Origin of the sequence: Billgrantia endophytica, from assembly GCF_002879615.1 — a bacterium.
GTDB lineage: Bacteria > Pseudomonadota > Gammaproteobacteria > Pseudomonadales > Halomonadaceae > Halomonas > Halomonas endophytica.
Genome location: NZ_PNRF01000010.1, coordinates 216,456 through 236,552, shown reverse-complemented (window position 1 = coordinate 236,552; position 20,097 = coordinate 216,456). Strand labels below are relative to the sequence as shown.

The window sequence follows — 20,097 nt, the reverse complement described above, 5'->3', positions numbered from 1 at the left end:
TGTTCATTTCCGATGTTTCATGGCGTGGCCAAGGGCTAGAATCCATGGCACCACCATTCAGACGACACTCGGCCGATCGCCATGCTGCGCACCATTCTCTCCAACCCGCTATCCCGCTGGCTGCTGATTGCCGGCCTGGTGTCGTTGCCCGGCGCGGCCCAGGCCGACGATGCCCCATTGCTGGAGGCCGTGCACGCCTTCCTGCACGGCGAGGCCCGGTCGATGGGCGACGAGATCATCATCGAACTGCGCCCCCCATCGGCCCGAATGCCTGCCTGCGAGTCGCCCCAGCCCTTTCTCGCCCGTGACGGCGAGCTGCCGCTGGGACGCGTATCCATCGGGGTGCGCTGCGGCAGCGATGGTCGCCAGGTACGTTACCTTCAGGCGGAGATCGGCGTGATCGGCACCTACCCCGTGCTGGCCACCTCCCTGAATGCCGGGGAGACGGTGCGGGCCGAGCATCTGGAACAGCGCCAGGGCAACCTGGGGGAACTGCCGAACCGCGCCCTGCTGGAGAGCGACAGGATCATCGGCCAGGTGGCAACGCGCTCGTTGAGCCCGGGCCAACCGCTGCAGGAGCACATGTTTCGTTCGCTCCCCCTGGTCGAGCGCAATCAGCGTGTCACGGTGGAAGCCCGGGGCCCCGGGTTTCGCCTGGGCCGCGAAGGCCAGGCGCTGGAGGCCGGCGGCATGGGCGACAGGGTTCGCGTACGCTTCGATTCACGCGATATCATCACGGCAGAAGTGATCGGCGAAGCCACTCTGATCGTGGACTTCTGACGGCATCTGCTGCACGCTATTGGATGTGCCCCGAGCGCATCCTGCATCTTCATACCTAAAGTTTTCCCGAAGGCAGCCGATAGCGTGTAAAAGCACCGGTCATGAGGCCAACACAGTGAAGATCAACAGCCAGAACCCCCTGACTCGCCCGACCCCGACGTCACCGCGCGAGGAGTCGCAGCAGGTCAAGGGCGCCAGCCAGCCGAATCAACAGGATGCGGGCCCCGCAGCCACGACGCACTTGCGCCAGGCCGACGGCTCCCGCGACATCGATGTCGCCCGGGTCGACGAGATCCGGGAGGCCATTCGTGAAGGACGCCTGGAGATTCGTGCCGAGCGCATCGCCGATGCGCTGATCGAATCCCTTCAGCAAACCGCGGGCAAAGGTGACGAATGAGCTTGGTCAGGCTTCTCGATGAGCAGCAGCAACGGCTGAAGGCTCTGGTCGAACTGCTCGAACAGGAGCGCAGCCTGCTGGCTGCCGCCGAGATCGACGGCAAGAGGCTGGCCGACATAGCCGAACACAAGCAGACACGCCTCCAGAAGCTGGAAGCGACCGAAACGCTGCGCCAGAGCGTGCAGCGCCGCCTGGGCTACGCGGATGGCCCTGCCGGTGCCCGACAGGCCGCCCTGGAAGCGGGCTGTCTCGATGACTGGGAACGCACCCTGGAACGCACCCGGGAAGCGCATCGCCTCAACACCCTCAATGGCGAGTTGGTCACCCTGCGAATGGGGCAGAACAAGCGGCTTCTGGCGTTCATCCACCAGGCCGCCGAAAAGACCGTGTATGGCGCCAGTGGGCGGGTCGCGGCACAACCGGGTCGCTTCAACGCCTCGGTATAGGCTCTTCCCCGCCCCACCCTGTTTCCAACCACCGTCCTCGGCCATCTCGGTCGCGTCGCCACCGTCATGCGACAACGCGGTCCCGTCAGGCAACCCGCGCGGCTGCACTACCAGAGCGAGTCGATCAGGCCACTGTCGATATCGGCCACGATCACGGTATTGCGACCTTTGGCCTTGGCTTCGTAGCTGGCCGCATCCGCACGGGCCAGCACCGTGTCGATCGCATGGTCGCCCTCCTGGAAGGCCGTGACGCCCATGGAAAGGCTGATATTGTAGACCTTGCCCTCGCTGGTCACGGTCACTTCGGACACGACACGGCGCAGTGACTCTGCAATTTCCACCGCCTGCTTGATCGTGCAACTCGGCAGCAGTACGGCAAACTCGTCCCCACCTTGACGCGCGACATGGTCACTGCGGCGCACTTCCCAGGCCACCACCTGACCTATGCGCCGCAGCATCTCATCGCCCAGGGCATGCCCGCCTTCGTCATTGATGGGCTTGAAGTAATCGAGATCGAACAATGCCAGCACCGACGGCGTGCCAGTCTTGGCATATTCCGCCAAGGCTTCTTCCAGGCGCCGCTCGAAACCACGCCGATTGAGCAGACCGGTCAGTGGGTCATGCTCCGCCTCCCAGCGCTGCAGCGCCTCCTGCTGCCTGCGCTCGGTGATATCCTTCACCATCCCGACGAAACCGAGCGGTTGGCCGCTGCCACGCACCTGGCTGGCATGGACTTCAACCCACAAGGTCACGCCATCGGCGTGATGGAAGCGAAGCTGGCGCATGAAGTCGTTACCCGTCGACAGCGAGTGCCGCCACAGGTCCTGTGTGCCCTGCCGGTCATCCGGGTGAATCCGCTGCCACCAGTCACTCGCGCCGACCGGTGGCTCGAGCCCCAGCAGCTCCAGCAACGCCGGGTTCAGGTAATTCAAGTGCCCCTTGAGGTCAGCCACGAACATGCCTATCGGTGTCGAGCCCAGCACCGCATCGAGAAACGCCTGGCGATCGCGCAAATGTTCCAGCGCCGCAAGGCGCTCATGCTCGAGCCGGTTGAAACTGCTTGCCACCTGGCGCAGTTCCTCCATGTTGGTCGATAGCGCCAGGTAGCGGCGCGCTCCGGCTCCGACCTGGGCGATCTGCCGCTCGAGGCGATGAAGTGGCGTCAACAGGCGCTTTATCAGCATGCGCATGCCGAACATGAGCAGGACGGCCACGATCAGCCAGGTCCACCAGAGCTTGCCGAGATAACCGCCAAGGGGGGCGCGCACCTGCGATAGGGGAAGCGCCACCTCGACCACCCAACTCGCGGGCCAGACCTGGCGATATGACATCAAGGCAGGCTCGCCGTAGACGTCGTTGGTCATGGTCTCGCCCTCCCAGCCATCCAGGGCGAGCTCGAGCGCGGGCAGATCGCTGTACGTGTCGCGGCGGCCCGTGGCCTGCAAGCGACGGGGATGGAAAAGCAGCTCACCCGACGCCGAAAAGACGGAAACATGGCCACTTTCACCAAGCCGGATATGTTCCAGACGTCGAAAAAGGTCTCCCCTGGTCAGATTGACCATGCCACCGACGAGCCCCCCGAAAGCGCCGCCCTCCCCGAAACGGGGCACCAGCATCAATACCAGGTCATCACCGCTGGCTCGGCCAGTGAAGGGCTCGCTGACATACGGCCAGGGCGAGTGACTCACCATGCGATAGTATTCGGTATCGACGGTTTCCAGTCCCGGCCTGCCCGGAACGACCGGCCAGTCCGCCAGAACCACGCCATCCGGCCCCGTCACCATGATGCCTTCGAACCACTCCAGCAGAACCTGGTTATCCTCGAGAATACCGCCATGCTCCTCGGGCTCCGCTCCGCGCAATCTTCCCTCGAGGCGCACCAGGGAACGTAGCCGACGATCGATCTCATCGGTCAACCCATCGGCGATCAGGCGTGACTCATAGCGCAGGTGGGCGAGGTTGGCGTCATCGACCAGCCCCTTGCCGAACAGCCAGGCCATGACCAGCAGCATGCCGACGATGACCACCCAGGTCGAGACAAGCCCTGCCAGCAGCCGGCCCTGCAGAGAGCCCATCGATCGGGCCAGCGATGAAATACGAGCCGATATGCGCAACGAAGTCCCCTTTGGCCATAAGACGGGGTGGCAGAAACGCCGAATCCATGGCGATTCGTTCAGGGAACGAAGGTTACCCAGATTATCGGCGTCGCCGTGCCGAACTTGAGAGCGAAAAGGACATCAACATGTGCACGACACGGCTTCGGTGTCCTTTCCCATGATCACGCCAACCCTGGGTTAAAGTTTTCGTCATGCTGGACGATAATGATCATTGACAACGCCTAATCACACTTCGCTGATTCAGCCCTGATACCCTGGATAATCAATAAAATCAATGAGCCACAATGGAAAACGCCCTCCGAGCGATAGAGTCAGCTCCCTTGCACGACACCCCGCCCGGCTCATTCAGAGCGCTTTCGAGCAGGGGCAGACCGGCATGGTCATTACCGACACGGCAGGGTCCATCGTTCTGGCCAATGATGCGTTCTGCCGAATCGCCGGCTGCGAGCCCGCCGAGGCCATCGGCAGGCCTGTCGAGTATTTCTTCGTCTCACTCCGTGTCCCCTCGATCCTGGAGGCCGATGACGCCGGCCCATCGCCAACCTCCTGGCAGCAGGAAGTGCTTTGCCGTCACGACGATGGGGAATCCGTGCCGGTACTGATGACGGTGGATGCCTTGTTCAACGGGGAGCAGCGGCCCCACCACTATCTCCGCACGTTTGCGAACCTTGCCGCGCCAAATGGTGAGCAGCTTGGTGACAGACACTGGGTCCATGTGGACCCCATGACAGGCCTGCCCAACTGGCTACTGCTGCGAGACCGCCTGAATCATGCCCTGGCACAGGCCGAGCGGACAGACCATGGCCTGGCACTGCTGTTCATTGACATTGACCGCTTCAAGACGGTGAACGACGCCGCCGGCCACCTGGAAGGCGACCGGGTGCTTGGTGAACTGGCCCAGCGCCTGCAGAGAGCGCTCCGCAGCAAGGACACGCTGGCCAGGCTGGGCGGCGATCAATTCATCGTGCTACTGGAAAAGGACGGCACGGCCGAGGCAGCCCAGATAGTCACGGAACGCCTCCAGGAAGCCCTGGAGCCTCCCTTCATGGCCGAAAACCGATACCTGCTGCTGACCGCCTCCATTGGCATCGCCCTGTTTCCTTTCGATGCGCAGGACGAGGAATCCCTGATCACGGCGGCCCGAAGCGCCATGTATACCGCCCGCAGGAAAGGACCCGGTCACCTGGCCTTCGTCGACCATCGTTTGACGGTACAGTTGAAAGAGAAGCATCGACTGGAGAGCCAGCTCAGTGAAGCCGTGCACCTTCCGGACCGACACTTCGTCATTCACTACCAGCCCGAAATGGATCGTGACACCGGCTGCTGCACCGGCCTGGAAGCCGTGCTGCGCTGGCGCCAACCCAAACGGGGATTGCAACCCGCCTCCACCTTCCTTGACATGGTGGCCCGCCTGGGCCTTGGAGTGCGCCTGGACCGCTGGGTGATCCAGCAGGTCATCGCCAGTCGTCAGGAGTGGCTGACCAGCGGTTCGCCCCTGGGCGAACTGCCGGTCTCGATCCAGCTGTGCGAAATCCATCTGGCCCATGACACCTTCGACCGCAGGCCACTCGACCATTTCCTGCGCCAGCAAGGCCTGGCGTCGCTGGAATGGATGACGCTCGAAGTGCCGGGCCAGGGGTTGAGCAATAACCTGGACGCCGCCGCCCATATGCTCAAGCGTCTCGAACGACTCGGCGCCCGCCTGGCCGTCGATGGCCTGGGAGCCAACCCCATTGACCTCGCCTGGCTGTCACGCCTGCCCTTTGGCAAGGCAAAGCTCAGCGCCAGCCTGGCGTCCTCCATACAGCAGGAGGGACGCAACCTGGCCCAGGCCCTGTGCTGCCTGCTGGAAGCGCTGCACATCCAGCCAGTCATCACCGGTATCGACGACCCGGCGACGGCGGCCTCGATAGACAGGCTGTCCATCAGCCTGGTGCAGGGCGACCATTACTGCCCGGCGCTGCCGGCAGCCGAACTGGAGCAATGGCTTTCCGCCCGCAGGGCAGCCAGGACATAGCCCCGAGACGGTAGGGATCGAGAAGGCAGTTGCCGAAGACAGGCTCTGGCTTCGAGGCGAGAGCCTGAAACGCGAAAAGCCGCTTGAAGCAATGCTTCAAGCGGCTTTTTCAGGAGAAGGTTTGGTGGAGCCTAGCGGGATCGAACCGCTGACCTCAACACTGCCAGTGTTGCGCTCTCCCAGCTGAGCTAAGGCCCCACATCGTCTCGCTTTCCGAGAACGAGGCGAATGATACCCATGGCCATAACGCCAGTCAACATGCCGATCTGCCTTTCCCCGGCCGTTGACGGGAACGTTTAGCTGCGACACAACGCTAATTTCCCTTGGCCGAGGAGTATGGCAAGCTTGTCGTCTGGAATGCACCGACTCTTCTCGGTCCGGGCAAGTCGAGACGGTTGCTTCAGCTCCACCGGCGCAGCCGTGGCACCCTTCAGCAATGACGAGGAATGTCAGCCTTGATCAAGGTTCTCATTGTCGACGACCATCATCTCGTTCGCACCAGCCTTGCTCGCCTGCTGGACGGCGAGGAAGATATCCATGTGGTCGGGGAGGCCGCCAGCGGTGAAGAAGCCATCGCCCTGAGTCGCAAGCTGGACCCGGACGTGGTGCTGATGGATCTGCGCATGCCGGGGATCGGCGGGCTGGAGGCCACTCGCAAGATCGTGCGTAACAGCGCCGATATTCGCGTCCTGGCTCTGACCGGCTTCATGGAGGACAACTTTGCCCAACGCCTGATGGAAGCCGGCGCGGGAGGGTTCATCAGCAAGGATACCCAGGTGCCCGACATGGTCGATGCCATTCGCAGCGTCTTCGCCGGGCATCGCTATATCAGCCCGGATATCGCACAACGCCTGGTCTTGTCACGTTTCGATACCGAAAAGAACCCCTTCGATCAGCTTTCCCAGCGTGAGCTGCAAGTGGCGATGATGATCGTCAACTGCCAGCGGGTGGCGGAGATATCCGATCGGCTCTTCCTCAGCCCCAAGACCGTCAATACCTATCGTTACCGGATCTTCGAGAAGCTTGGCGTCCAGACCGACGTCGAGCTGACCCACCTCGGGCTGAAGCACGGGCTCGTCGATGGCTTCGATGCCGCCAACTGATACGAGCGATCTGTTACGCTGGGCTTCTCGATCTTCGTCGTCAGACACACCATGACCTTCGACTCCCGCCAGTTCCTCGCCAATCTCACCCAGGCCCCGGGTATCTATCGCATGCTCGATGAGCAGGGCGATACCCTCTACGTCGGCAAGGCAAAGCGCCTCAAGGCGCGCCTGGCCAGCTACTTTCGCGGCACGCTCAATGCCAAGACCCAAGCCATGGTGGCGAGGATCGCTGACGTCCAGGTCACGGTGACACGCAGCGAAACCGAGGCACTGCTGCTCGAACAGACCCTGATCAAGGAACTGCGCCCTCCCTATAACATCCTGCTGCGAGACGACAAGTCCTACCCGTTCGTGTTCGTCACCGATCGTCATCCCTTTCCGGCACTGGAGTACAAGCGGGCCAGGAAACGCCATGACGACGGCCGTTACCTGGGCCCCTATCCCAGCAGCGGAGCCGTGCGTGAAAGCCTGTCGCTGATGCAGAAGATCTTTCGCATTCGCAATTGCGAGGACACGGTGTTTTCCCATCGCACGCGCCCATGCCTGCAATATCAGATCAATCGCTGCAGCGCGCCCTGCGTCGGCTATATCGAGAAGGATGACTACCAGCGCGACCTGCAACACGCCATCATGTGCCTGGAGGGCCGCAGCGAGCAGGTGACCCGGGAGCTCACCGACGCCATGGAAGCCGCCAGTCGCGACCTGGCCTTCGAGGATGCGGCCCGCCTTCGTGACCAGGTCCAGCACCTGCGACAGCTCCAGCAGCGTCAATTCGTCGATACCGAAGGCGGCGATGCCGATGTCTTCGCCCTGGCCGAGAGCCAGGGCGCTCTCTGTATCTCGGTGCTGGCGGTTCGCCAGGGCCGCCTGCTGGGAGCGCGTCACTATACACCGGAGAATGGCCTCGGCCTGGACGGAGACGCCTTGCTGGGCGATTTCGTCAGCCAGTACTACCTGGGGCAGGATCGCGAACGCCCCGGTGAAGTGATCACCAGCCTGCCACTTCCGGATGCCGCCCTGCTGGAAACCGCCCTGAGTGAACGCGCCGAGCGTCGCATTCGCCTGACGCATCGAGTCCGCGCGCACCGTAGCCAATGGCTTCAACTGGCCCAGACCAATGCGGAGCAGCAGCTGGCGGGGCAACTGGCCAGCCGGGACCACCTTTCGCGCCGTTTCGAAGCGCTGCGGGTGGCACTGGGGCTGCCGACGCCTCCCGAGAGACTGGAATGCTTCGACATCAGCCACAGCCACGGCGAGGCAACCGTCGCTTCCTGCGTGGTGTTCGACCATAACGGCCCACGAAAATCCGACTATCGGCGCTTCAATATCGAGGGAGTCGCGGCTGGTGATGACTACGCAGCCATGCGACAGGCATTGATCCGCCGCTTCCGGCGCCTGGCCGAGGGTGAAGGGGTGGCGCCCGATGTCTTGCTGGTCGATGGCGGCAAGGGGCAATTGAACCTGGCCCGGGACGTCCTGTCCGAACTGGGGCTTGGCGACATCCTGCTGCTGGGTGTCGCCAAGGGCACGACGCGAAAGGCCGGGCTGGAGACGCTCTTCGTGGAAACGGTCGATCGTATCCTGGACCTCGAAGGGGCCTCGCCGGCCCTTCATCTCATTCAGCACGTACGGGACGAAGCGCACCGCTTCGCCATCACCGGACATCGTACCCGGCGGGACAAGGCCCGGCGCAGGTCCGCACTGGAAGGCATCGCCGGCATCGGCCCGAAGCGACGGCGCGAACTGCTCCGCTTTTTCGGTGGCCTGCAGGGCGTCAAACATGCCAGCCGCGAGGAACTGGCTCGCGTTCCAGGCATCAGTGACACCCTGGCCGAGATGATTCATCGTTCCCTGCATGGATGATGACGGCCGCTACGGATAGAATGGGAAGCTTCGTCGGCAACCCAGACCTCAGGCAAGGACCTCCCTTCAATGAACATCCCCAACATCCTGACGCTGGCAAGAATCGCCTTCATCCCGCTGCTGGTGGTGTTCTTCTATCTACCCTTCGTCTGGAGCATGCCTCTGGCCGCCGGCCTTTTCGCCCTGGCGGCGGTGACCGACTGGCTTGACGGCTACCTGGCACGTCGCTGGGACCAGGCCACTCCATTCGGCGCCTTTCTCGATCCGGTAGCCGACAAGCTGATGGTCGTCGTGGCCCTGGCATTGTTGATCGAGCGCTTCGACAGCATGTGGCTGACCTTGCCGGCACTGGTCATCATCGGGCGCGAAATCGTGATTTCGGCGCTGCGGGAATGGATGGCGGAAATGGGTAAGCGCGGGAGCGTGGCGGTCTCGTGGCTGGGGAAGGTGAAGACCACCCTGCAGATGATCGCACTGCTGCTGCTGCTTGCCTTTGTACCTGGCACGCAACTGGCGGTCGTCGGCGTGGCAACGCTATACGTGGCCGCCATTCTCACCCTCTGGTCGATGGTGCTGTATCTGCGCTCCGCATGGCCGCACCTGAGCCGGTCCATGTGATCGCCAGAGCTCAACAAGTGATTGACAGCAACGACCTTATCCGTATAATCCGCACTCGAGTCGAGCGGGAATAGCTCAGTGGTAGAGCATCGCCTTGCCAAGGCGAGGGTCGCGAGTTCGAATCTCGTTTCCCGCTCCATACGACTCAACGAGGCTGGATGGCAGAGTGGTTATGCAGCGGACTGCAACTCCGTGTACGCCGGTTCGATTCCGACTCCAGCCTCCATTTTTCCCTTCAGCTGTCTGCTCGAAAACCGTGCCGCCCGGATGGCGAAATTGGTAGACGCAAGAGACTTAAAATCTCTCGGTGGCAACACCGTGCCGGTTCGAGCCCGGCTCCGGGCACCAGACTCATCGCTATCCCGCTCTTCTACCGGTATTATCGGACATTCCCGAGCCAAGCTGGCTGATGCAACGTGCTCCAGCGAGAACACGCATGCCCCGTAGCGAACACGATGTACTGGTCATAGGCGGTGGCGTTGCCGGTCTTACCCTGGCACTGCACGCAGCCGATATTCGCCCCGTCACCCTGGTTCGCCCCGCCAGCGATGATCAGGGAGCGAGTCGCTGGGCACAGGGCGGCATTGCCGCCGTGCTTTCCCCCCAGGATGATTTCGACGCCCACGTGGCGGATACGCTGGTCGCCGGCGATGGCCTATGCGACGAGCGTGCCGTGCGCTTCACCGTCGAGCAGGGGCCCGGCGCCATCGACTGGCTGCTGTCGCTGGGCGTGCCCTTTACCCGGGACCCCGACACGGCCGCCACCTATCCCTATCACCTGACGCGGGAAGGTGGCCATGGGGCACGGCGCATCATTCACGTGGAAGACGCCACGGGTCGCGCCGTGCTGGACACCCTGATGCACCACACTCTGGCGCATCCGGCCATCACGATACGAGACGATCTCACTGCCATCGACCTGATCGCCGATGTCGAAGGCCATTGCCGGGGCGCACGCTGCCTGGATCAACAGGGAGCACTGCTGGAATTGCTCGCCGCCGATACCATTCTGGCCACTGGCGGTGCCAGCGGGCTCTATCGCCACGCCACCAGCCCCAACCCGGCCAGTGGCGAAGGGATGGCGATGGCCGCCGAACTCGGCGCCGAGCTGATGAACCTGGAATTTCAGCAGTTCCATCCCACCTGCCTCTACGATCCGGAGGGCCCGCCCTTCCTGATCAGCGAGGCGGTCCGAGGGGAAGGCGGCCACCTGCTCAATGCCAGGGGGGAGCGCTTCATGCTGGCGCTCGACGAACGTGCCGAACTGGCACCAAGGGATATCGTCGCCCGCGCCATCGATGCCGAGATGCAAGACACGGGGGCAGCGCACGTCTGGCTCGATATACGCCATCTCGGCGAGGCCGCGATTCGCCACCACTTCCCGACGATCCATGCCCACTGCGCCAGTCGCGGCCTGGACATCGCCCGGCAGCCGATTCCCGTGGTCCCCGCCGCACATTACAGCTGCGGCGGCATTGCCACCGGCCTTGACGGCGCATCGACAGTCCCGCACCTCTACGCCATCGGTGAAGCAGCCTGTACCGGCCTGCATGGCGCCAATCGCATGGCCAGCAACTCCCTGCTGGAGTGCCTGGTGTTCGCGCGCAGCTGTGCCGCTCGCCTTGGCGGCCCGGCGCAGCCTTCCCGAGCCGCTCTGTCGACCAGGGAAGCCGGCGATCTCGTCGTGGATATCCAGCAGATACGTCAGTGGCGTCTCGCCATGCGCGAGATCATGAGCCGAAACGTCGCCATCGTACGATGGGATAACGGCCTCGATGCCGCGGCGGCCGAGTTGAACGCATTGAGCCGTGACGTGGCACCGGTCGTTGGTCAGGCCACGCCCAACGCGCCGCTGGCAAGCCTGTGGCATGCACTGAGGCTGGCCAGGCTGACGGTGAAGGCTGCACACGCTCGCCGCGAGTCACGGGGGCTGCACTACAACCCGGACTGCCCGCACCACGCCCAGAGCCCAGCCGGCTCCTCTCCATTGCCTTCCCGGCTGCATCTGGCCGACCTGGACGAGGCAGAGTAAACGATCGAGGTGCACACCTCCGGCAGGGAGATCAAGCGGCCTGGATCAACTGGCATCGCAGCTGGCGCAACGATTCCACGTGGCTACTGTCAGGCCACAGCCAGAAGGTTCGGCCGTTCAGCTCCAGGGCCATGAGCCAGGGCCCAAGATAGCGGCAACGCAGTGCGACATCCTGCCATTCACCTTCCGCTTCCGTGCGCCAGTACCAGCGGCATCCACCTGCCGTTTCGGGTACCATGCGCAGCTCGCCGCCGACGGCTTCACGCTTGAGCAGCCACATGACCGCCGCCACCCAGACTCCCGCCAGCAGCGCCAGCCAGGCAGCCCCATAGCCGATCAGGAGCCCGGCGACGGCCAGCGCCAGCATGAACTGCCACCACCATGCCAGCCTAGATGGGCCGACGCGGATCGTTATCGGCGTTCTCGGCATGGGCCTGGATCAACTCGACGATACGCTTGTAGGCGGAATCGGGCTCTTCGCGCCGCATGAGCCAGCCGAAGAGGTCCTGGTCTTCTCCTGCGATCAGGGCTCGGTAGGAGGCCTTGTCCTCTTCATCGAGCCCATCATAACAGTGCTCCAGGAACGGAATCAGCAGCAGGTCCAGCTCCCACATGCCGCGGCGGGAGTGCCAGTAAAGTCGCTTGCGCTGGGCAACCGCATCGGCGCTGGACGCGTCGTTACCCGTGTTGGTCGCTTCGGCGCCTGTGTTAGTCACTTCGCTCAACGTCGGCCTCGACAGTACGGTGGAATTGGCCTTCAGTATACCGGAGCCAACCGGGCGGTGGCAGCGCCTTGGGGGCGGGTTGGAGAAAATCCTTGACCATGGTCGTAGTGCGTTGTTTTATCTCGCTTTGCGCAGTATGCTGATAAAAGAACAATAATCGCCCAGGTCCACCCGGACCCGGGAGCCGCCTGGAGATAACCGATGACCAAATCCGAATTGATCGAGCAGATTGCAATGCGACAGCCGGAGCTTTCGATCAAGGAAGTCGAATCCGCGGTTCGCCTTATCCTCGACGACATCACCGACACCCTCGCCGAAGGCGGTCGGGTGGAAATTCGCGGGTTCGGCAGCTTCTCGCTGCACTATCGTGAGCCACGGGTCGGGCGCAACCCGAAGACGGGGGACCCGGTCGCACTGGAGGGCAAGTTCGTGCCACACTTCAAGCCAGGCAAGGAGCTCCGCGAGCAGGTCAATGCCAGCCGTGCCCTCGGCTACTAACCGCTTTATTCATTGACAAGGGATACTCTCATGCGTTGGCTCAAAGGCCTCATCCTGGCCATCATCCTGCTGGCGGTACTGCTGGTCGGCATCCTTTTTGCCGTCAACAACCAGCAGACGGTGCCACTCAACCTGATCTGGGTGGAGTTGCCGGCGGTATCGCTATCCGTATGGCTATTGGCAGCGCTGGTCTGTGGTGTGCTGCTCGGCATGCTGGCCATGACGGGAGTCTGGCTGAGACTGCGCACCTTGTTGAGCCGCGCGCAGCGCCAGAACCGACAGCAACGCAAGGAGCTCGACCGGCTGCGTGTGCAGGAGCTCAAGGAACTGCCCTAGATGCCCGATGTCCTGCTGCTAACCCTGTTAGTGGCAGCCGTTGCCATCGGCTGGTGGCTAGGCCGCCGTGAACGCCGGGGTAACAGTGATTCAGCGCCGCCGACATTGCTGTCGCGCGATTATTTCGTTGGCCTGAATTACCTGCTCAACGAGCAGCCCGATCGCGCCATCGAAACCTTCGTCAGTGCCCTCGAGGTCAATAGCGAGACGATTGACACGCATATCACACTGGGAAACCTGTTTCGCACCCGCGGCGAAGCCGATCGGGCCGTCAAGATCCATCAGAACCTACTGGCCAGGCCCACCCTCACGGCGGCCCAGAGCGACCAGGTACAGCTCGAACTATCCCGCGACTTCCTCAACCTTGGCCTGCTCGATCGTGCGGAGCGCCTGCTCCAGCAAGTCATTCGCGAGACCAGTCGCGACGAGGTTCGACACGCTGCCAAACGCCTGCTGGCCGACCTGTTCGACCGCGAAGGCGAATGGCAAGCCGCCATCGAGGTCGCCCACCCGACGCTGACCCGGCAGCATGACGATATCCGCCGCGCAGCCGCTCACTGGCTGTGTGAGCTGGCTGACCAGGAGCGCCAATCCGCCAGCCCGGGGCTGGCCCGCAAGCACCTTCGCCAGGCGCTCTCCATCGACCCCCAGTGCGTGCGTGTCAATCTCCTGCTGGCGGCGATGGCCCAGGACACCGGCCATTATCGGGATGCCATCCGTTTTTTGATGCGCATTCCAGACCAGGATCTGGAGTTCATCCCCACGCTGCTGGAGCCCCTGCGCCATGCCTACCAGCTACTGGATGACGAAGAGGGGCTGGTGGCCAGGCTGGAAGGCCTGCTGGAGCGCGGACATTTCACCAGCCTGATCATACTGCTGGCCGAAACGCAGCGCAGGCGACTCGGTATCCAGGTTGCCATCGAGCTCGTGAGCGAACAGCTCAACCGTGCGCCCAGCCTGGGGGCGCTGGACTATCTGCTGGATCTCTATCGGCACCAGCAACATGAGCGGGGCGATCCGGATAGCCGCATCCTGCTGCTCAAGCACCACACTCACACACTACTCGAAGTGCGGCCGCGGCATCGCTGCGGACGCTGTGGCTTCGCCGGTGCGCCGCTTCACTGGCAATGCCCTCGCTGTCGCAGTTGGGGAACGACACGGCCGATAACCGGCATCGAAGGCGAATGATCCATCACACCTCGCTGCCCGCCAGCTCCTGCTCGATGGCTGCCAACGCCATCATGGGGTCCTCCGCCTGCGTTACCGGACGTCCTATCACCAGGTGCGTGCTACCGGCCACCATGGCTTCTCGTGGCGTCATGATGCGCCGTTGATCGTCGACATCGGCGAAGCTCGGCCGAATGCCCGGCGTCACCTTGAGAAACGAATCGCCGCACAGCTCGCGCAGCCTCGACGACTCCTGGGCGGAACACACCACCCCATCCATGCCGCTATCCCTGGCCAGCAGGGCCAGCCGTTCGACCTGCTCGGCAGGGGTTGTCGTGATGCCCACCTCTGCGAGATCCGCCGCCTCCATGCTCGTCAACACCGTGACGGCAATCAGTCGGGTTTCCAGGCCATGACGCGCCAGCCTCTCCCGGGCAGCCTCCATCATCCGTCGCCCGCCACCGGCATGGACATTGACCATCCAGACCCCCTGCTCCGCCGCGGCTTGTACGGCACTGGCCACGGTATGGGGAATATCGTGAAACTTCAGATCCAGAAAGACCTGAAACCCCCGCCCATGCAGCGCCTCGACCACATCGGGCCCGCTACGGGTAAACAGCTCCTTCCCCACCTTCACGCGGCAGCGTGACGGATCGAGCCGGTCCGCCAGGCACAAGGCGGCGTCCAGGGAGGGGTGATCCAGGGCAATGATCAGCGGCGAGTCACTAAACACGGTGGTAGCTCCAGTCGGCATCATGGTCGGTGAACGGAAGAGTATATCAGCCTGCTTCGGTTAACCCTTCTCCATCGCCTGGTCTATGCTCAATGCTGTATGAGGACAACAGTTGCTAATGATGGACCGGGAGGATTCCATGACCAGCGACCCTCGCATTGGCCCTATCGCTCTTCCGCATAGCCGCGCCCGACGGGTTCTTGAATCCCTGTTGGAAGGTTCCGGCGTGACACTCAACGGCGAAGCCCCCTGGGACCCTCAGATCTATCACCCCGACTTCTGTTCCCGAATATTGCGTCAAGGTACCCTGGGGCTGGGCGAAGCCTATATGGAGGGCTGGTGGGAGTGCGAACGCATTGACGAAATGGCCCGGCGCCTCCTGCTCCACGGGCTCGGTGAACGGGCCCGCCCACCCTCGGATCGCCTGATGTACCGTCTCCAGTCCGGACTGCTCAACCTCCAGAGCAAGGCGCGGGCCTATATGGTCGGCGAGACACACTATGACCTCGGCAACGATCTCTTCAAGCGCATGCTCGATCCGACCATGTGCTATTCCTGCGGCTACTGGAAGGACGCCCGAACCTTGCATGAAGCCCAATTGGCAAAACTCGAGTTGACATGCCGCAAGCTCGAACTCAGCGAGGGCATGCACGTCCTGGATATCGGTTGCGGCTGGGGAAGCTTTGCCGAGTACGCGGCCCGCCACTATGGCGTGTCCGTCACCGGCATCACGATATCCAGGGAGCAGGCGTCCCTGGCACAGCGGCGCTGCGCCGACCTGCCGGTCGACATCCGCCTTCAGGACTATCGTGAGCTCACGGGCTCCTATGACCGTATTGTCTCGATCGGCATGTTCGAGCATGTGGGACATCGCAACTATGGCGCCTACTTCGAGACAGTGGAGCGCCTGTTGGCCGATCGCGGCTTGTTCCTGCTGCACACCATCGGTTCGAACAGCTCCGACATCTATGTCGACCCCTGGATCGAGCGCTATATCTTTCCCAACGGCGTCTTGCCGTCTATCCGACAGATAGCCGATGCCAGCGAAGGCCTGCTGTTGATGGAGGACTGGCAGAATTTCGGCCCCGACTACGACGCCACCCTAATGGCCTGGCTCGGCAACCTGGATACGCAGTGGCACGAAATTGCCGACCGATACGGCGAGCGGGTCCAACGCATGTTCCGCTATTATCTTCTGATCTGTGCCGGCGCCTTCCGTGCCCGGGACCTGCAGCTCTGGCAAATCATCTATTCCCGGGGGCGGTCCTGTCGCTACGACGCCCCTCGTTAGGCTTTGTATAAAACCTAGGCCACCGTGTACCGGCATACTACGTCCACTATCGACAATCTCCTACAGCGATAGAAAGATGAATCATGCCTTGTTGCATCGTACAATGCTCACCCACCAATCTCGGCTCGGCCAGCGGTAACGGTGGTCTTATGGCTGCCCTGACTCGCCTATGGCATGGCTTGAATCAAAAATAATAGCCGAAACCACCTGTGATCGCAGGGGAAAAAGGACACCCTCATGCCACAAGACAGCTCCATGACGAGTGGACGCCTGGGTGAGCCGGTGTCTATCCGCGATCTTACCGAGCGGCTGCCCGGTGTCATTTTCCAGTTTCATCGTGGCCTGGATGGCCACATGCATTTTCCCTACATGGCGGGCAGCGGCACCGATCTTCCAGGCATCGACCGCAAGGCCTTGGGCCAGAACGCCAGGCATATGCTCGATCGACTCGATAGTGAAGATTATCCTCGCCTGATGGCTGCGATCGAGCGCTCGGCCCGCTGGCGGATCCCCATCGCCACGAAATTCCGCTTACGACTGCCCAACGGACGCAGCCGCTGGGTAGCGCTTCGCGCTCAACCCGAAGATGCCGGTACCGGAGTGCTCTGGCATGGCCTGATGATCGATATCACCGAACAGATGATAGAAGAGGCTCGCCTCAGGCGACTCTCCGATACCGACGACCTCACCGGACTGGCCAACCGCCGCAAGCTGATGGCTCGCTTGAACGAGGAGATATCCAAGTGCGACCGACACGGCACTCCCCTGTCGCTGATGCTCCTCGATCTCGATCATTTCAAGCGAATCAATGACACTTGGGGCCACCTCCAGGGGGATCAGGTTCTTGTAGAGCTGGCCAAGCTTTGCCGACAGATGTTGCGCACTGAGGATACTATCGGCCGGCTCGGCGGCGAGGAATTCGCCGTCGTATTACCGCTTACGCCGGCCGTACGCAGTTTTCCCTTGGCCGAACGGCTGCGCCAGAGCATCGCCGAGCAGGATTTCGGCATCGCGCCGGGGCAGGTCACCGTCAGTATCGGCGTTGCCGAATACCGGCTCGGCGAGCCTCGGGACTCCTTGATCGAGCGAGCCGACCAGAACCTGTATGCCGCCAAGCACCAGGGCCGCAACCGGGTCATACGCTGACTCCAGCGCCCCCTCTCATCGCAGCGCCCCTCGCCGTTGCAGGTAGCACATCAGGACATGCACGGGGAGATAAAGCACGAGCGGCCACCCCAGCATCAGCCCTGCCAGGTAGAGCAGCGGATCCAGGATGTCCTGAGGCGTCCCGAAGGGCCCGTGCACCCAATTGATATTGCGCTGCGCATCGGTAAACAGATAGGTCAAGGGTATCACCAGCCCTGTCAGCGCGGCCTGCCAGATCAGGGCCCGCCGGTCGTAGCCCAGTCGCGTCACCGCGAAACCCGCCACCAGGGGCAGAACGAGGTGGTAGAGCGACAGTATCCGCGCCAGCGTCGGATGGTCCGGGTCCAGCATGTACTCGGTGCCACCGATCGGATGCACCCCGGTCACCCATGCCACTCCCACGTCCAGCGCCCAGAACATGCCAACCAGCAACACGGAGAGCCATTGCATGGAGAGCAACAGGCGGCTCTCGGCCCATAGGCCCGCCAGGATCAGGAAACTGGCCAGGTTGCACAGCCAGAAGTAGTTCTGCATGCCCAACATCACGGCAAACGATGGCGCCCAGAACAGGATCCACAGCGTGAAGACCAGCTTGAGCCAAAGGGGCAGGTGGCGATCATGGCCAGGCATAGGGATTCTCCTTTTCCTCATCTGTCCCTATCATAGACTGCCGACCCGCGACACAACGCCGAGGGTGCCTGAGTGGCAGATCATCGAGAGCGATGGCATCATGCAGCTTGAGCGGGCCTTCACCGCAACGACTTCATGCTTGCCGCCAGAACCGACGAGGTAGCGAATTCAATGTTCGAACATATTGAGCGGGTGCCGGGGGATGCCATCCTCGGCCTGATCGAGGCCTTCAGGAAGGATACCAACCCCCGGAAGGTCGATCTCGGCGTTGGTGTCTACAAGGATGCCCAGGGCAACACCCCGGTGCTGCGCGCCGTCAAGGAAGCCGAGGCCCTGCTGCTCAAGAACGAGACCACGAAGACCTATATCGGCTCCCATGGCGCCCCGAGTTACGGCGACGTGATCCTGCCCATGGTACTGGGTGCCGGCTCACCCATACTGGAAGCCAAACGTGCCAGTGCCACCCAATCGCCCGGCGGCACCGGCGCCCTCCGCCTTGCGGCAGATTTCATCGCCAATCAGCTTCCCGGCAAGGGCATCTGGGTCAGCGACCCGACCTGGCCGAATCACCATGGCATCTTCACCGCTGCCGGTATCGACTTGCACAAGTACCCCTACGTTGACCCCGAGAATCGCCTGGATTTCGACGGCATGCTCACCGCCGTCAAGCAGATTCCCCAGGGCGACGTCATCGTGCTGCACGCCTGCTGCCACAACCCCACCGGCTTCGATCTCTCGCAGGAACAGTGGCAACGGGTGCTGGAGGTCGTCAAGGAGCGCAACCTGCTGCCATTGATCGACTTCGCCTATCAGGGCTTCGGCGAGGGGCTCGACGAGGATGCCTATGGCGTGCGCCTGATGGCCGAGAATCTCGACGAGGTGATCATCACCAGTTCCTGCTCGAAGAACTTCGGCATCTACTGCGAGCGGACCGGCTGCCTGATCATGGTGGCGAAGAATGATGAACAGATGGAGAACGTGCGCTCCCAGGTGGCCATCGTGGCGCGGGAGAACTACTCCAATCCCCCGGCCCACGGCGGCGCCATCGTCAGCGAAATCCTGCACTCCGCCGAGCTCACCGCCCTGTGGCGTGAAGAACTCACCGAGATGCGTGACCGCATCAACACGTTGCGCCGCGAGTTCGTCGAGGCGTTGAAGCCCTATGGGCTCGACCGGAAGTATGCCTGTGTGGCCGAACAGCGCGGCATGTTCTCCTATACGGGCCTGACGCCGGAACAGGTCGATCGGCTGCGCGATGAGTTCGGTATTTACATGGTGCGCTCCGGCCGTGCCAACGTCGCCGGCTTCTCCCACGAAAACCTGCCCTATCTGGCCAAGGCGATCGCCGCGGTCAACTGACCGAGCACCCGGCAAGGCCATCGAGACATCCGGGAAAGCCCAGTCCCGGGTGTCTTCACCACTAGTGCCCGTTGAAGAGTGGTCGCATGTTATCGATAAGATAGCGGTTATCGAACGCCACTTCCCGCTTCAGGGCCTCGAGATCGGGGATCGTCACCCGGTGCCGCTCGCGATACACCAACCCGTCTTCTCCAAGAGCCGTGAAGGTGCGACTGACGTGCACCGAGCTGAGCCCGAGCAGATCGGCCAGAAGCTCCTGTGACAGTGGCAACCGAAAACTGCCGCTGCCGACGGCCTCGGTCTGCTGCAGCCTCTGATACATCTCGAGCAACAGATGCGACAGTTTCTGCCTGGCATTGCGTCGTGCCAGGTTGACCAGGCGTTCGGTCAGCAGGACTTGCTGGCGGCTCGAAATGGCGAACAACACCGTCGTCAGAGTGTAAGACCGACGTATGAGCTCAAGAATATGCTGGTGGGGAAAGTGGCATATTACCCCGTCCTCAGCCATTTGAACCCCCGCCAGGCGTTCTGAAAAGGCGAACTCCCTGAGCCCGATGATATCGCCGGGAAGAAATATCTCGAAAATCTGGCGAGACCCGTTCTCGAGATGACGGTATGAATAGGCCCAGCCGGCACTGAGGGTACAAAATTCCCTGGCACGGTCGCCCTCTTCCCATAGCTGCATCCCGGACTTGATATTGGTTGGGCTCTTTTCCAGATCAAACAGCAGGTTCTTGTCTTCTTTCGACAATTCCAAATAATAATTGAAATGTCGAACGATACAGCTGTCCTCCTGATCCATGGCTGCCGCCTCCTGTAACGCTATGGAACCCCAA

20 protein-coding genes and 4 tRNA genes are annotated in these 20,097 nt (G+C 62.4%); 17 read left to right on the top strand and 7 right to left on the bottom strand.

The genetic code is table 11. The features are described 5' to 3' along the window. Window positions 1-81 precede the first annotated feature (81 nt). The 3 genes from flgA (at window position 82) to C1H69_RS04910 (ending at window position 1,623) form a co-directional block, all read left to right on the top strand. Window positions 82-780 carry a flagellar basal body P-ring formation chaperone FlgA gene (flgA, locus tag C1H69_RS04920; protein ID WP_102652285.1) on the top strand — a complete coding sequence of 233 codons (699 nt, stop codon included), beginning with the start codon at window positions 82-84 and terminating at the stop codon, window positions 778-780. A gap of 115 nt (window positions 781-895) precedes the next feature. Next, complete coding sequence (flgM, locus tag C1H69_RS04915; RefSeq protein WP_102652284.1) at window positions 896-1,177, top strand: flagellar biosynthesis anti-sigma factor FlgM; 282 nt, start codon at window positions 896-898, stop codon at window positions 1,175-1,177. Further along, on the top strand, window positions 1,174-1,623 hold the full coding sequence (locus C1H69_RS04910; protein ID WP_102652283.1) for a flagella synthesis protein FlgN: 450 nt from the start codon (window positions 1,174-1,176) through the stop codon (window positions 1,621-1,623). Before flgM ends, C1H69_RS04910 begins: the two co-directional genes overlap by 4 nt. 107 nt (window positions 1,624-1,730) lie before the next feature. Here C1H69_RS04910 and C1H69_RS04905 read toward each other — a convergent pair whose 3' ends face one another. Next, window positions 1,731-3,698, bottom strand: a complete 1,968-nt coding sequence (locus tag C1H69_RS04905; protein WP_165789420.1) for a diguanylate cyclase — start codon at window positions 3,696-3,698, stop codon at window positions 1,731-1,733. A gap of 316 nt (window positions 3,699-4,014) precedes the next feature. On the opposite strand from C1H69_RS04905, the gene C1H69_RS04900 reads away from it, so the two are divergent. Then, window positions 4,015-5,757: a putative bifunctional diguanylate cyclase/phosphodiesterase gene (locus tag C1H69_RS04900; RefSeq protein WP_102652281.1), complete on the top strand. Its 1,743-nt coding sequence runs from the start codon at window positions 4,015-4,017 to the stop codon at window positions 5,755-5,757. 122 nt (window positions 5,758-5,879) lie between these two features. On the opposite strand, the gene C1H69_RS04895 is transcribed toward C1H69_RS04900, so the two are convergent. After that, window positions 5,880-5,955 (bottom strand) — tRNA-Ala (locus C1H69_RS04895). Window positions 5,956-6,212: 257 nt separating this feature from the next. Between C1H69_RS04895 and uvrY the strand changes: the two genes are divergently transcribed. The 7 genes from uvrY (at window position 6,213) to nadB (ending at window position 11,376) form a co-directional block, all read left to right on the top strand. After that, on the top strand, window positions 6,213-6,860 hold the full coding sequence (gene uvrY, locus C1H69_RS04890) for a UvrY/SirA/GacA family response regulator transcription factor (protein WP_102652311.1): 648 nt from the start codon (window positions 6,213-6,215) through the stop codon (window positions 6,858-6,860). A gap of 51 nt (window positions 6,861-6,911) precedes the next feature. After that, window positions 6,912-8,726 (top strand): excinuclease ABC subunit UvrC, encoded by a 1,815-nt coding sequence (uvrC, locus tag C1H69_RS04885; protein ID WP_102652280.1) that lies wholly within the window; start codon window positions 6,912-6,914, stop codon window positions 8,724-8,726. Window positions 8,727-8,795: 69 nt separating this feature from the next. Continuing rightward, a complete protein-coding gene (gene pgsA / locus C1H69_RS04880) occupies window positions 8,796-9,344 on the top strand; it encodes a CDP-diacylglycerol--glycerol-3-phosphate 3-phosphatidyltransferase (RefSeq protein ID WP_102652279.1) in 549 nt (182 codons plus the stop codon). Window positions 9,345-9,408: 64 nt separating this feature from the next. Continuing rightward, a tRNA-Gly gene (locus tag C1H69_RS04875) sits at window positions 9,409-9,483 on the top strand. A 13-nt stretch (window positions 9,484-9,496) separates the two neighbouring features. Further along, window positions 9,497-9,570: transfer RNA gene (locus tag C1H69_RS04870), tRNA-Cys, on the top strand. A 35-nt stretch (window positions 9,571-9,605) separates the two neighbouring features. After that, window positions 9,606-9,692 (top strand) — tRNA-Leu (locus C1H69_RS04865). Between the two features lie 88 nt (window positions 9,693-9,780). After that, on the top strand, window positions 9,781-11,376 hold the full coding sequence (nadB, locus tag C1H69_RS04860) for an L-aspartate oxidase (RefSeq protein ID WP_102652278.1): 1,596 nt from the start codon (window positions 9,781-9,783) through the stop codon (window positions 11,374-11,376). A 31-nt stretch (window positions 11,377-11,407) separates the two neighbouring features. On the opposite strand, the gene C1H69_RS04855 is transcribed toward nadB, so the two are convergent. Continuing rightward, window positions 11,408-11,743 (bottom strand): hypothetical protein, encoded by a 336-nt coding sequence (locus C1H69_RS04855; protein ID WP_102652277.1) that lies wholly within the window; start codon window positions 11,741-11,743, stop codon window positions 11,408-11,410. Between the two features lie 22 nt (window positions 11,744-11,765). Next, a complete protein-coding gene (locus C1H69_RS04850) occupies window positions 11,766-12,101 on the bottom strand; it encodes an FAD assembly factor SdhE (RefSeq protein ID WP_240609808.1) in 336 nt (111 codons plus the stop codon). 201 nt (window positions 12,102-12,302) lie between these two features. Here C1H69_RS04850 and C1H69_RS04845 point away from each other — a divergent pair, with 201 nt between their 5' ends. From C1H69_RS04845 to lapB, 3 genes are read left to right on the top strand one after another with little or no spacing between them, the layout of a single operon-like run. Then, window positions 12,303-12,599, top strand: coding sequence for an integration host factor subunit beta (locus C1H69_RS04845; RefSeq protein ID WP_010629003.1), 297 nt, complete (start codon window positions 12,303-12,305; stop codon window positions 12,597-12,599). 30 nt (window positions 12,600-12,629) lie between these two features. Continuing rightward, window positions 12,630-12,935: a lipopolysaccharide assembly protein LapA domain-containing protein gene (locus C1H69_RS04840; protein WP_102652276.1), complete on the top strand. Its 306-nt coding sequence runs from the start codon at window positions 12,630-12,632 to the stop codon at window positions 12,933-12,935. Continuing rightward, on the top strand, window positions 12,936-14,123 hold the full coding sequence (lapB, locus tag C1H69_RS04835) for a lipopolysaccharide assembly protein LapB (protein ID WP_102652275.1): 1,188 nt from the start codon (window positions 12,936-12,938) through the stop codon (window positions 14,121-14,123). Between the two features lie 4 nt (window positions 14,124-14,127). Here the strand turns inward: lapB and pyrF are convergent, their stop codons facing one another. Continuing rightward, window positions 14,128-14,835 (bottom strand): orotidine-5'-phosphate decarboxylase, encoded by a 708-nt coding sequence (gene pyrF / locus C1H69_RS04830; RefSeq protein WP_102652274.1) that lies wholly within the window; start codon window positions 14,833-14,835, stop codon window positions 14,128-14,130. Window positions 14,836-14,974: 139 nt separating this feature from the next. Between pyrF and cfa the strand changes: the two genes are divergently transcribed. Together cfa and C1H69_RS04820 are read left to right on the top strand one after the other, a co-directional pair. Next, a complete protein-coding gene (cfa, locus tag C1H69_RS04825; RefSeq protein WP_102652273.1) occupies window positions 14,975-16,126 on the top strand; it encodes a cyclopropane fatty acyl phospholipid synthase in 1,152 nt (383 codons plus the stop codon). A gap of 237 nt (window positions 16,127-16,363) precedes the next feature. Beyond that, the gene (locus C1H69_RS04820; RefSeq protein WP_102652272.1) at window positions 16,364-17,272 is read left to right on the top strand and encodes a GGDEF domain-containing protein; all 909 of its coding nucleotides are present in this window, start codon (window positions 16,364-16,366) and stop codon (window positions 17,270-17,272) included. Between the two features lie 15 nt (window positions 17,273-17,287). On the opposite strand, the gene C1H69_RS04815 is transcribed toward C1H69_RS04820, so the two are convergent. Next, the gene (locus C1H69_RS04815) at window positions 17,288-17,902 is read right to left on the bottom strand and encodes a hypothetical protein (RefSeq protein WP_102652271.1); all 615 of its coding nucleotides are present in this window, start codon (window positions 17,900-17,902) and stop codon (window positions 17,288-17,290) included. A gap of 171 nt (window positions 17,903-18,073) precedes the next feature. On the opposite strand from C1H69_RS04815, the gene C1H69_RS04810 reads away from it, so the two are divergent. Then, complete coding sequence (locus C1H69_RS04810) at window positions 18,074-19,261, top strand: amino acid aminotransferase (protein ID WP_102652309.1); 1,188 nt, start codon at window positions 18,074-18,076, stop codon at window positions 19,259-19,261. A gap of 61 nt (window positions 19,262-19,322) precedes the next feature. Here the strand turns inward: C1H69_RS04810 and C1H69_RS04805 are convergent, their stop codons facing one another. Continuing rightward, the gene (locus C1H69_RS04805) at window positions 19,323-20,063 is read right to left on the bottom strand and encodes a Crp/Fnr family transcriptional regulator (protein WP_102652270.1); all 741 of its coding nucleotides are present in this window, start codon (window positions 20,061-20,063) and stop codon (window positions 19,323-19,325) included. Between the last annotated feature and the right edge of the window lie 34 nt (window positions 20,064-20,097).